This is a genomic window from Kribbella flavida DSM 17836, from assembly GCF_000024345.1.
Taxonomy (GTDB): Bacteria; Actinomycetota; Actinomycetes; order Propionibacteriales; family Kribbellaceae; genus Kribbella; species Kribbella flavida.
On the sequence record NC_013729.1, the window covers coordinates 232,565 to 243,878 of the forward strand.

At 68.3% G+C, this 11,314-nt stretch carries 14 protein-coding genes; 9 read left to right on the top strand and 5 right to left on the bottom strand.

The window, feature by feature from the left end:
* Positions 1–32: 32 nt before the first annotated feature.
* From KFLA_RS01120 to KFLA_RS38070, 4 genes are all read left to right on the top strand, one after another.
* The gene (locus KFLA_RS01120) at positions 33–974 is read left to right on the top strand and encodes an alpha/beta fold hydrolase (protein WP_237706681.1); all 942 of its coding nucleotides are present in this window, start codon (positions 33–35) and stop codon (positions 972–974) included.
* A gap of 196 nt (positions 975–1,170) precedes the next feature.
* The gene (locus KFLA_RS01125) at positions 1,171–1,734 is read left to right on the top strand and encodes a dihydrofolate reductase family protein (protein WP_012917910.1); all 564 of its coding nucleotides are present in this window, start codon (positions 1,171–1,173) and stop codon (positions 1,732–1,734) included.
* A gap of 125 nt (positions 1,735–1,859) precedes the next feature.
* Positions 1,860–2,483 carry a hypothetical protein gene (locus KFLA_RS01130; protein ID WP_012917911.1) on the top strand — a complete coding sequence of 208 codons (624 nt, stop codon included), beginning with the start codon at positions 1,860–1,862 and terminating at the stop codon, positions 2,481–2,483.
* A 291-nt stretch (positions 2,484–2,774) separates the two neighbouring features.
* Positions 2,775–3,308 (top strand): hypothetical protein, encoded by a 534-nt coding sequence (locus KFLA_RS38070; protein ID WP_012917912.1) that lies wholly within the window; start codon positions 2,775–2,777, stop codon positions 3,306–3,308.
* Between the two features lie 93 nt (positions 3,309–3,401).
* On the opposite strand, the gene KFLA_RS01140 is transcribed toward KFLA_RS38070, so the two are convergent.
* On the bottom strand, positions 3,402–3,758 hold the full coding sequence (locus KFLA_RS01140) for a VOC family protein (RefSeq protein WP_012917913.1): 357 nt from the start codon (positions 3,756–3,758) through the stop codon (positions 3,402–3,404).
* Between the two features lie 72 nt (positions 3,759–3,830).
* Positions 3,831–4,547, bottom strand: coding sequence for an SDR family oxidoreductase (locus KFLA_RS01145; protein WP_012917914.1), 717 nt, complete (start codon positions 4,545–4,547; stop codon positions 3,831–3,833).
* A 95-nt stretch (positions 4,548–4,642) separates the two neighbouring features.
* On the opposite strand from KFLA_RS01145, the gene KFLA_RS01150 reads away from it, so the two are divergent.
* The 5 genes from KFLA_RS01150 to KFLA_RS01170 all read left to right on the top strand — a co-directional run bounded on the left by KFLA_RS01150 (position 4,643) and on the right by KFLA_RS01170 (position 8,571).
* The gene (locus KFLA_RS01150; RefSeq protein WP_012917915.1) at positions 4,643–5,521 is read left to right on the top strand and encodes a LysR family transcriptional regulator; all 879 of its coding nucleotides are present in this window, start codon (positions 4,643–4,645) and stop codon (positions 5,519–5,521) included.
* A gap of 49 nt (positions 5,522–5,570) precedes the next feature.
* Positions 5,571–6,566 carry an SAM-dependent methyltransferase gene (locus KFLA_RS01155; protein WP_012917916.1) on the top strand — a complete coding sequence of 332 codons (996 nt, stop codon included), beginning with the start codon at positions 5,571–5,573 and terminating at the stop codon, positions 6,564–6,566.
* Positions 6,567–6,594: 28 nt separating this feature from the next.
* On the top strand, positions 6,595–7,221 hold the full coding sequence (locus KFLA_RS01160; protein WP_012917917.1) for a class I SAM-dependent methyltransferase: 627 nt from the start codon (positions 6,595–6,597) through the stop codon (positions 7,219–7,221).
* A gap of 10 nt (positions 7,222–7,231) precedes the next feature.
* A complete protein-coding gene (locus tag KFLA_RS01165; RefSeq protein WP_012917918.1) occupies positions 7,232–7,582 on the top strand; it encodes a VOC family protein in 351 nt (116 codons plus the stop codon).
* A 668-nt stretch (positions 7,583–8,250) separates the two neighbouring features.
* A complete protein-coding gene (locus tag KFLA_RS01170; RefSeq protein WP_041289672.1) occupies positions 8,251–8,571 on the top strand; it encodes a MerR family transcriptional regulator in 321 nt (106 codons plus the stop codon).
* A 117-nt stretch (positions 8,572–8,688) separates the two neighbouring features.
* Here the strand turns inward: KFLA_RS01170 and KFLA_RS01175 are convergent, their stop codons facing one another.
* The 3 genes from KFLA_RS01175 to KFLA_RS01185 form a co-directional block, all read right to left on the bottom strand.
* The gene (locus KFLA_RS01175) at positions 8,689–9,459 is read right to left on the bottom strand and encodes a nuclear transport factor 2 family protein (RefSeq protein ID WP_012917920.1); all 771 of its coding nucleotides are present in this window, start codon (positions 9,457–9,459) and stop codon (positions 8,689–8,691) included.
* A 68-nt stretch (positions 9,460–9,527) separates the two neighbouring features.
* On the bottom strand, positions 9,528–10,451 hold the full coding sequence (locus KFLA_RS01180; protein ID WP_012917921.1) for a sigma-70 family RNA polymerase sigma factor: 924 nt from the start codon (positions 10,449–10,451) through the stop codon (positions 9,528–9,530).
* Positions 10,452–10,483: 32 nt separating this feature from the next.
* Positions 10,484–11,239: a glycoside hydrolase family 16 protein gene (locus KFLA_RS01185; protein WP_012917922.1), complete on the bottom strand. Its 756-nt coding sequence runs from the start codon at positions 11,237–11,239 to the stop codon at positions 10,484–10,486.
* Positions 11,240–11,314 lie beyond the last annotated feature (75 nt).

Below are 11,314 nucleotides of genomic sequence, written 5' to 3' on the forward strand. Positions count from 1 at the left end.
AGCCTAGATCACGGTTTGACACGACAACAACATTGTCGAATAATCGACAATGTTGTTGTCTATCAAGGAGACTGCTCATGCCCGTCGTCCCGTCCGGTGCAACCCTTCCCGGCGTCACCCATCATCTCGTCGCACTCAACGGCGCCGAGCTGCACTACGTCTCCGCCGGAACGTCCGGCTCGCCGATCGTTCTCGTGCACGGATGGCCCGAGACGTGGTGGGCCTTTCGGAAATTGATCCCGCTGCTCGCAGCAACGCACCGGGTCTGCGCTCTCGACCTGCGCGGCTTCGGAGACTCCGACAACGGCGACCTCGAGTTCGGGGAGCGGGTCACCGCCGAGGATCTGCACCACCTCGTCGAGCACCTCGGTGAAGGGCCGGTGCACCTGCTGTGCCAGGACATCAGCGGCGGCGTCGGTTTCCGCTTCGCCGCAACGCATCCCGACGACGTTGTCAGCTTCACCGCTGTCGAGTCGACCCTGGCCGGTTTCGGCCTCGAAGCTCTCGCCGACGTGAACAACTTCGGCTCGTGGCACGTCGGATTTCTCGGGGCTCCGGGCATCGCCGGCATGCTGATCCCCGGACATGAGCGGGAGCTGCTGGCCGGCTGGGCCTATCCGCTGATGAACGGCACGGAGGGATCGATTCTGGACGCGGACCTCGACGAGTTCCTTCGCACCTACTCGCGACCTCACGCCTGGCGGGGCACAGAGGGGCTCTACGGCGCGATCTTCACCGACAAGGGTTCGACCGCGGCGCTGGCCGCGACCAAGCCGATCACCGTGCCCGTTCTGGCGATCGACGGGGTCAACCACCCGTTCACCGAACACTCCTTCCGTCAGGTGAGCAGCGCAGACTTCACTGCGGTGCACATCAAGGAGGTAGGCCATCTCATTGCCCAGGAAGCACCCGATGCACTCGCAGCGGCTCTGCTGGACTTCACGGCGACCATCGACAAGGGACTGGCCGGCTGATGATGAATCCGGCCGGGCGCTGGCCAGGGCATTGCCTCGGAACCGGTACGGCGGGTGGCTGGGACAGCCGAAGCGCCGACGGAGAAGTGTCGTGAGAATTTGTGCCAATGACCTGTCGGATCCGGAGTGAGGCGTTCGTAGTAGGGGTGGCGGCGGCCGGAGAATGGACGCCGGACCGACAGAAAGGCATGGCGCGATGCGGAAACTGATCTACGGCATGAACCTGACCCTGGACGGCTACATCGCCGCGGCCGGCGACGACCTCGGCTGGAGCGCGCCGAGCGACGAGCTGTTCCAGTGGTGGCTCGACCAGGAGTTGGCGATCGGGCTGTTGATGTACGGGCGCAAACTGTGGGAGGAGATGAGCTCCAACTGGCCCACCGCCGACCAGCAGCCCGGCGCCACCCCGGCGCAGATCGAGTTCGCGCGGAACTGGCGGGACACGCCGAAGGTGGTGTTCTCCTCGACGATCGACAAGGTCGACTGGAACACCCGCCTGGTCACCGGCGACGCGGCAGCGGAGATGACCCGGCTCAAGGCCGAGGACGGCGAGCCGATGAGGGTCGCCGGCGCCACGCTCGCTGGGGCGGCCGTGCGGGCCGGGCTGGTCGACGAGTACGAGATCGTCACCCATCCGGTGCTGGTGGGCGGCGGCACACCGTTTTTCACCGCGCTGGACAGCTGGGTGAAGCTGAGCCTGGTGGAGACGCGGACGTTTCCCGGCGGCGTGGTCCTGACCAGGTACGCAACGAGGCGTTGAGGGCGTCCGAGCCACGGTTCACTCGCGCGAGGTAACCGGTTCCCCCCCCGCGGGGGAGGTCTGGGCGGACCGGATCCGCGAGGGTTGGGGAACAGAGTTTCCTCAACCACACAAGGAGAATCGGGATGCGCAGCACACTCGTCAACCGCCTGGTACGACTGGCCACCACTGGGGCGATGGTGGCCGGCGGGCTGGTACTGATCGGCGCGCCCTCCGAGGCGGCGCCACCGAAGCGGACCGAGGGCCATGTGACCGGTGACGCCTGGATCTCGTTCTCGCTCGACCCGGGCAATCCGCTGCGCAGGTTCGTCGTCGACGCGCACGGCAATCCGTACAAGGTGGTCGGCAACAAGCTGGTGTGGGGCGACGCCCGTGGCACGATCCGCTTCAACCACCCGACTCCGGACGGCCAGGGCGGCATGGAGGACAACTGGGGCACCATCGACGTGGACTACGTGATGACGGCGGGCCCGGTCGCGGTGGTGTCGGGCAAGAGCACCGGCAACATCGGATTCCCCGCGGGCCAGCGATTGTCGATCAGCGTGTACGACGACCCGCGGGGGCGCCGGTTCGACCGGCTCGGGTTCTCCTGGGGGGTGGTCGATCCCGCGTGTGTTCCGCTCGGTCTGGGCCCGGCGCCCTTCACGACGTACGACTCCGGGGCGGGCTACGTCGTCAAGTCGGTGCCGCTGCCGGCCGTCCCGGCGGGCACCGAGGCCCCCGACCCGCAGCCGGCCTGCGGCTCGTAGCGGCCGGTGACCTGCGGCGGAGGTTGCTCGGTGCAACTTCCGCCACAGACGATTGCCCCGGACGACCAGTGGATCAGCGCTACCACTCGATCTCACCGTGGGCTGGTCGCCAGGGCGGGAAGGGCTGGGCTCGATCGCAACGCCTCGCTGCCCGTACACCACCCCGTGCCGAACCCACTGCGGATCGAGGCCGTCCGGTGAGGGACAGGCGCCATGCCGTACGGCGCTGGTTGAACGGTTGCGAACCCCTGACCGCTTAGTTTTGGTCTCCGGTGTCCGGAGGGAGAGAACGTGCTGTACGTCGTCATAGTCCTCTGCTGCCTGGCAGCCGCGCTCGTCGTCCGGGCGCTGGCGGGCCCGGAGCGATGGCACCAGAAGGTTCGTTCTCAGATCCGTCCGGACGTGGCAGCGCCGACCGAGAGCGGCTTCCGGCTGCTGTTCTGGCGGAACTGGGCGGTCGCGGTGATCGCGGTGGCGATCGCGGTCTGGGGCATCGACGAGCTCCAGCTGTCCGAGGAGGAGTTGCACGAGGCGGCCGTGCACGCAGTCGCCACCATGGACGGCACCACCGACGGAGTGACCCAGGACCGGATCAGGGTGGCGGTCGAGGACCTGGTGCCCGCTGACCTGAGAGTCCGGGAGATCAAGAGCCAGACCAGCGAGGGAGAGGTCCAGAGCCGGTACGAGATCACCGAGGCGAGTGCGACGGACGACGATCCGGACCGGATGGCCGTTTGCGTCAAGGTCAGCAGCATCGAACGACAGACCAGGTCCGGCGTGTTCTACTCCTCCACGGGCACCAGCCCCGGGCCCTGCACCGATTGACGTCCTGCCGCTCGCCGACGTACGGGGCACTTTCCTGCTGGGCGGCCTACTGACCGTCGCGGCCTGTGCCGTGCTGCTGGATGCTCGGCTGTCTTACTGAGGCCGCTGGCCGAGCACGCAGAACTCGTTGCCCTCGGGGTCGGCCAGGACGACCCAGGACGCCTCCTCGCCCTGGCCGATGTCGACCCGCTGCGCGCCGTGAGCCACCAGCCGAGCCACCTCGGCGTCCTGGTCGTCGGGCCTGAAGTCGAGGTGCAGCCGGCTCTTGGCCTTCTTGGTCTCCTCGATCCGGACGAAGTCCAGGCCCGGCAGGCGGTCCGGCGCCGGCCGGATCTCGAACTCGTCGTCCGAGGCATGCACCACGACCCACCCGAGAGCCGTTGCCCACCACTGTCCCAAGGTCACCGGGTCGACGGAGTGCACGATGACCTGCTCCCATTGCAAACTCATCCTCCGACCTTAAACCGCGCCCGGCACCGGACGCAGGCGGTTTGCGGGTTTGCGGGCAGCAGAACCGCCGGCTCACCAGGGGACCACCCCCTCGTCGTCGAAGAACCCGCCGCGCGGCCCGTCGTCCGGCAGGGTGGCGAGCCGGATCGCGATCGCGGCCCCCTGTTCGGGCGTCCGCACCCCGGCGTGACCGGTGAAGTCGGTCGCGACGTACCCCGGGCACGCGGCGTTCACGATCACCTTCGTCTCGGCGAGCCGGCGGGCGTACTGCGCCGTGACGCTGTTGAGCATCGACTTCGACGGCGCGTAGGCGGCCATCACCGGACCCGTCTGGAGGGTCAGCGAACCCATGTTGCTCGACATGTTGACGATGCGCGGCGAGCTCGCCCGCAGCAGCAATGGGAGCATCGCGTTCGTCACCCGGACGATCCCCAACACGTTCGTCTCGAGCACGGTGCGGACGACGTCGAGGTCGAGCGTCGTCGGGTCCTGCGCGCCACCGTCGGTTCGGCCGGAGATGCCGGCGTTGTTGACCAGTACGTCGAGCCGCCCCGTCGTCTGCTCGATCGTCGCGGCGGCCGCGGCGACGCTGTCGTCGGAGGTGACGTCGAGCGCCACCCCGAACGCGTCGACGCCCGCGGCTCGCAGACGCTCGACGGCCTCCTCCCGCCTGACCTGGTCCCGGGCGCCCACCGCCACCGTGAAGCCCATCGCTCCGAGACCTGCCGCGATGGCAAAGCCGATTCCCTTGTTCGCGCCGGTAATCAGCGCGGTCTTCGTTTCAGTCACGCATCCATGCTCAGCGGGTGACGTCGACGGTGTCCAAGGCCGATCCGGCACCTCGTGATGCCCTGCGGTGATCAGCCGGTCGGTAGGCTCCGTTCGTGGACGATCTGGAGACCCGCGAGCTCCGCTACTTCGTCGCCGTCGCCGAGGAGCTGCACTTCGGACGGGCCGCTGACCGGCTCGGCATCGCCCAGCCCGCGCTCTCCCGCGCAATCCGTCAGCTCGAGCATCGGCTCGGCGTCCGGCTTCTCGACCGGGACCGACGGGGAACCGCGCTGACCGACGCGGGGAGCGTCCTGCTCCGCGAGGCGCGAGCGACGCTCGACGCGGTCGCGGCTGCTGCGCGTCGCACCCGGCGTGCCGGGGATGAGAAGCGGCCACTGGTGCTCGTGACCAAAGCCGGGGCATCTCACGAGTTGCTGCAACGGCTTCTCGCCGAGCACGCGAGCGAACCCGGTGCAGTGCCGGTCGAGGTCCTGCTCTGCGAGGTCGGCGAACAGGCAGGGCTGCTGCGCAACGGGCGTGCCGACGTGGCGATCATGCACAGGCCGTTCGACGACCTCGCCGGGTTCGACACCGAGGACCTGTCCGTCGAAGGCCAGATCGCGCTTCTTCCCGCCGGGCACCCGCTCGCATCACGCCGGCAGCTGACGATGGCCGAGGTCCGCGACGTACCGGACCTGCCGATCGCTCGCTGGCCCCGGCTCGACGGGTCCTACCCGGACGGCCCTGGACCGGAGGTGCACACGCAGTCGCAGCTCGCCCAGTTGGTGGCGCTCGGCAAGACTTTGCTGGTCATCCCGGCTTCCAGTCGCGCCTGGCAGTGGCCGGATCACGTCGCGGTGCCGGTCGTCGATGCGCCGGACGTCACCACGGTGATCGCCTGGCCGCCGAGCAGCTACTCGCCGGCCATTGCGTCACTCGTACGCTCAGCGGGTGGGCTCCGCGACACAACACCGGCGGCGGCCGGGGGGTGAGGCCGCCGGAGCGGAGACGGTTGAACGGTCGGTCCTGCATCCTGGGGGCATGAGCAGCCGATTCGCCCTTGCGCTCGAAGGCCGGAAGCAGATCGAGAGCTGGGCTGCCGGTGCTCAGGTGCTGTCCTTGCTGTCGACGATCCAAGAGCTCGGCTGGCCACGGTTCCTCGCCGAACCCCGTGAGCTCGCCGAGCTGGCGCAGTACTCCGGTCTGCCGCCGGCCCGGTTGGCCGACGTACTGGCTGTGCTCGAGGAGTACGGGATCGCCGAGCTCGAGGGCACCACGGTTCGCCTGAGTCCGCAGTACGAGGCGCTGGCCGCGGACGACGCGTGGATCGGTCTCGGGGAGCTGCTCGACCGGTCCGAGGTGATGACCAGGCTGGTTCGTACGTCAGTCGAGGATCCAGGGCCGCTGCCGCTGAGCGAGGACGACGCTCTCGTCATCGCGCGAGCCTCGGGCGGTCGTGCGACCGACGAGACCAGGGCGTTGTTCGAGCAGGTCTTCCTGCCGCAGCTGCCCGAGCTGGCCGAGTTGGTCCGCACCGATCGGTGGCTCGACGTCGGCTGTGGTGTCGCCGGTTCGACTCTCACGCTGGGCACGCTGTTTCCCGAGATGCGGTCGGTCGCGGTCGAACTGGTGCCGAAGGTTGCCGCCGAAGCGGTCCGGCGGGCCGAAGCGCACGGCGTGGCCGATCGGGTCGACATCCGCTGTCAGGACATCCGGGAGCTGCAGGAAGTCGAGCAGTTCGGCGGCGCCTTCTGGGCTCAGCCGTTTTTCCCCGAGGCGACCCGGGCGGAGGCACTCGCGGTGATCCGGCGCGCGCTCAAACCCGCTGGGCTGCTCCTCATGCAGGAGACGGATCCACAACCGCAGCCGAGCAGCAGACCGGCGTACGCAGTACGCCGGCTGGTGAATCGCGGCTGGGGCGTGCCCTTCGGCCGGACCGCCGAGCAGTTGGCCGTGGAGGGCCAGGCGGCCGGCTTCGAGCTGGTCCGGGTGGCGGTCACCGACTTCGGCCGGTACGTCGTTCTGCGGCGCAGCTAGTACCTCGGTTCGCGTAGCGTCCCCCGCCATGACTGCTACGCGGGACTCGTACGACGCTTTGGCCTCGGCGCATGCTGACGTAGTGTCCTCGGCCTTGGACGACCGGCCGCTGGACCATGCGCTGTTCGCGACCTTCGCGGAGCTGGTCCGCCAGGGCGGGAACGGGCCGGTCGCTGATGTGGGGTGCGGGCCGGGGCGGGTGACGATTCTGCTGTCGCGGCTGGGGCTGGACGCGTTCGGCATCGACTTGTCGCCGGGCATGCTCGAGCTGGCTCGGCGAACCTATCCGGAGCTGAGGTTCGACGAGGGGTCGATGCTGGCGTTGGACCTGCCCGACGCCTCGCTCGGCGGCGTGCTCGCCTACTACTCGATCATCCACGTGCCGTGGGACCAGCGACCGCAGGTCTTCGCCGAGTTTCACCGGGTGCTGACGCCGGGCGGTGTGGTGATGCTGGTCTTCCAGGTCGGGGAGGAGAAGGTGCATCGCGACGAGTTCCTGGGCGAGGCGATCTCCCTCGACTTCTACCGTCAGCAGCCGCACGAGGTGGCCGAGCTGCTGCGCGCCGCGGGCTTCGACCTGTGGATGACCGCGGTGCGCGAGCCGCAGGATGCGGAGAAGACACCGCAGGGCTACGTCATCGCCCGGAAGCCGTAGGGTGCCGAGCATGGACGCTCCCCGGCTGACCCATGTGAGAGTCAACGTGACCGATCTCGGCGAAGCGATCGAGTGGTACGAGCGACTGCTGGGTGTCGAGGCGGCCGGGCACTGGCCGCCTGAGGAGCCGACGTACGCGCATTTCACGCTGGGGCCGGTGCAGTTCGCCGTGGGGCAGTACGAGCCTGTTCCGGCGACGGGAGCGCGGTTCAACTTCCAGGTCGACGACGTCGACGCCTGGTGGGCTCGCGTGGGGGAGACCGCCGACGTGCTCGAGCCGCTGTTCGACACGCCGTACGGGACCCGCAAGTTCACCATCCGCGACCCGGACGGCAACGAACTCGGGTTCGTGCAGGCTTGATCCACGCTCAGCTGAATCTCCGGTGGTGCTGTCTCAAAATCTACGGTGACGGGATTAGACATTCGGTGGCGGCGTGTGTAGTGTTCTTCTTGTCGACAGAGAACAAGAGTGAAGCTGAGGCGGACAGCGGACGACTGTCCACAGGTTGTGCAAGGTACGACGGCGGATCCCGCCGGGCCGATCACCAGAAGGGCTCGGGTTTCTGCCAGGATCCGCGAAGAGCGCTTGGGGCCAGTGGTTGAAGAGGGTTCCGGGCGCGGACGGATGAAGTTGTTGAAGTGAGTTGGTAGCAGTTGTAGTCATCAGCAGTTGAAGGTGTAGTTCAGTACTTGCCAAGCAGTACCTGTAGTCAGCAGTACCCGTTGCAGTTGTGGTTTGCAGTAGGAAGTTGTTAGCGACAGGAAGGGAAGGATTACGCCGTCGGATCGCCTGCCAGTGCCAGTACTTCGCCGGGCAGGTGCCGTAGCTCATCGGATGGGAAGGTGGTCTTCGGTTACGCATTCAGCGATCCCCGCAGCCCCGATCTTCACCTGGCGCGCTGCGGATGTGAAAGACCGGCTTCACGGCCGGTAGATGGTTTGATCCCAACCCCTGGGCCCCGGTGCTTCGGCACCGGGGCCCTTCGGCGTGGAGGTGCGATGACCCCAGATGTGTCCACGGAGGTACCGATGAACGTTGACCCGAAACCCGGGCCGGCCAGCTTTGACGACGACGACTATCCCGCCTTCACGATGGGCCGGGCCGCCGAGATGCTCGGCACCACCCCGGGCTTCCTGCGCAGCCTGGACGAGGCGAAGCTGATCACCCCGCAACGCAGCGAGGGCGGCCACCGCCGCTACTCCCGCTACCAGCTCCGCATCGCGGCCCGCGCCCGCGAACTGGTCGACCAGGGCACTGCCCTGGAGGCCGCCTGCCGCATCATCATCCTGGAAGACCAACTCGCCGAAGCCCTGCGCATCAACGAGGAAATGCGCCGCCAGGGCAAGTAACGCACCCCCACCGACACCACCGCCGCACTCCGGCGATGAGGCCTCCGGCCGACCCAGCAGCTGCACCGATCCGTGGACGGTGCAGCTTTGTCGTGCCCGGGCCGCCATGCCTCGGCGTCACCGGGGGAAGGACAAGTGCTGGTGCACGAGCTGCCAGCCGTTGGGGCCGTGGCGGAAGATACGGGTGGCTCTCGACCGGGACTCGGTCGGGCCGTCGGGGGATTCGACGGTGACGTGGTCGATGCCCCAGGCAACGGCGAGGTCGTTGCGGGCGAGCACGGTCAGGTCGGACTGGGTGAGCTCGATGCTGCCGGAGGTGTCGAGGCCGGCCTGGCAGACCTCGCGGACGGCGGAGCGGCCGACGTACTGGAGAGGGCCGGCGTGTTCGTAGGAGACGATGTCGGGGGCGATGCCGGCCATCATCGCGTCGAGGTCCTTGCCGGCGGTCTGGACGGACCAGTCGTCGAGCAGCTCGCGGACCGCTGATTCGCCGACCGGGGCGGGGATCTCCTCCAGCGGGAACGAGTGGTGCTCGTGCGTGATCGTCCAGCGGCCGTCGAGCTTGCGCAGGCCGATCGTCAGCCGGAGGCGTCGTTCGGCGGTCTCGTCCGGCATCCCGCACTTCAGCAGGGCGACGGCGAACGCCACGTCCGCACCCGCGGTCACGTCCAGCGACACGATCTCGAACGTCGCGCCCTGCGCCTGCCACTCGAAGAACCCGGGCCAGGTCCGCTCGTACGCCGCGAGCCCGCGCAGTCCCTCGTACGGCGGGGGCACGTCGAACATCAGCACGTCCGCGGAGTGATCGGCCAGTACGCCGGCCAGGTTGCCGGTGTGCACCGCATCCGCCCATCGCTCGATCAGCGTGCGGATCTCCTGCTCGTCCATGTCAGTTCCTCTCGACGGTGATGGTCGGAACTGGAACCCCGGCCGGACCCGAAACTCATCGCGCCCGGCTAGAACAACTCTGCCGGCAGCCCGTACGCCGCGAAGTCCGCCTCCAGGAACGACACCACCTCCGCGATCGACGCCCCGCGCAGCATCACCACGTCCAGCCCGGACGCGACGTACCGGCCGGACTGCCACCGGTACGTGCCGAACGCCAGCTGCCCGTTGGCCCGCGTCGGCAGGAACCGCCACTGCTCCCGCAACGGGCCGTCCACCAGGAAGCCGCGGATCCGGGCCCGGCCGGCGAACCACTGCGGCAGCGGCGGCATCGAGTACTTCGCGTCCTCGGTCAGCATCGCGACGATCGCGTCGACGTCCCGCGCCTCCCAGGCAGCCAGGTAGCGGCGGGCCAGGTCGCGCTGCGCCTCCTCGCCAAGCTCGGCGAGGGTTCGCTGCTGACTAGGAACCTCGCCAACGACGCGGCGGGCTCGCTGCAGCGCGCTGTTGACCGCGGCGACGCTGGTGTCGAGCTGTTCAGCGACCTCCCGTGCGGCAAACGCCAGTACGTCGCGGAGCAGCAGCACTGCGCGTTGCAGCGGCGACAGGTGCTGCAGAGACGCGACGAAGGCGAGCTCCACACTCTCCAGCGCTACGACACGGGCCTCCGGGCTCAGCCGATCAGTCCAAGCAAGCTGGTGGTTCGGGTACGGCTCGAGCCAAGCTGTCTCGGCCTGTGGAGCAGACAGGTCGGTCGGGAGTTCCCGACGACCCCTCCGCTCAATCAGCGTGAGGCAGCGGTTCGTCGCGATCTTGTAGAGCCAGGGACGCAGTGTGCCGCGGTCCTCGAAGCGGTCCAGGTTGTTCCAGGCCCGCAGCAACGTCTCCTGCACCGCATCCTCGGCGTCATGGCTGGAGCCGAGCATGCGGTAGCAGTGCGCGTGCAGCTCACCGCGCAACGGTCCGACCAACCGCCCGAAGGCATCCCCATCCACCGGCTCAGGCTAGGGCGTGCACCACCCGCAGGTCAGCTGCGGTAGCAGCGGATGTGGTCGACCGTGAAGCTGGGCACGAGGTGGTCGTCCGCACCGGTCGACCAGTCGGGGAAGTCGAAGACCGCGAGCATCAGTTGCATCGGATAGGCCGGCGGACGCGCGCACCGGCGTACGGGCTCGTCGTCGACGGAGAAGCTGACCTGCTCGGCGGTCCAGTCGACGGCGTAGGTGTGGAACTCCGCGACATCGATCGGCAGCCGGACGGCCTCGAAGTCCTCCGGTACGGCGGGGTCGCGGAAGCTGTGCAGCCCCATGCCGACCGCGGCCGACCCTGGTTCGAGCGCCTTGCCGAAGACCTCCATCACACAGATCTCGGCGCAGCGCTCCGGACGGTCCTCCAGTCCGACCATCCACAGCGAGACCATCGAGCGTGGCGACAGCTCGGCCCGGGCATGCAGCTCAATGCGGCCGAACTGCGGAGTCCAGCCCCAGAACGCTTCCTGCTCCTCGCGGACGACCAAGCCGTCGCGGTACGGCTGCTGACCGACCGTGCTGCCCACCGGGCCCGAGTAGTTGCCGGACTGGATGCCGGACACCCGCAGCGGCGGCTGATGGTCGTCAGCACACCACAGGCCCTGCTCCGGGGGGATGACCAGGCGCAGGCAGGACCCGTCCAACTCGTACTGCGCTGCTGTGGCCGCGCGGGAACTCCAGTGCGGCAGGTAGTGGGGTGACCAGACCGAGGTGTCCAGCTCCGGACGGTCGAAGGTGTCCTCGAAGACCAGCATCGCCCCATCATCGGTTCCGGTGTCACAGATGTCACGGTGACTCCGTCAGTGCGATGACACCGTTCGACGGGAAGA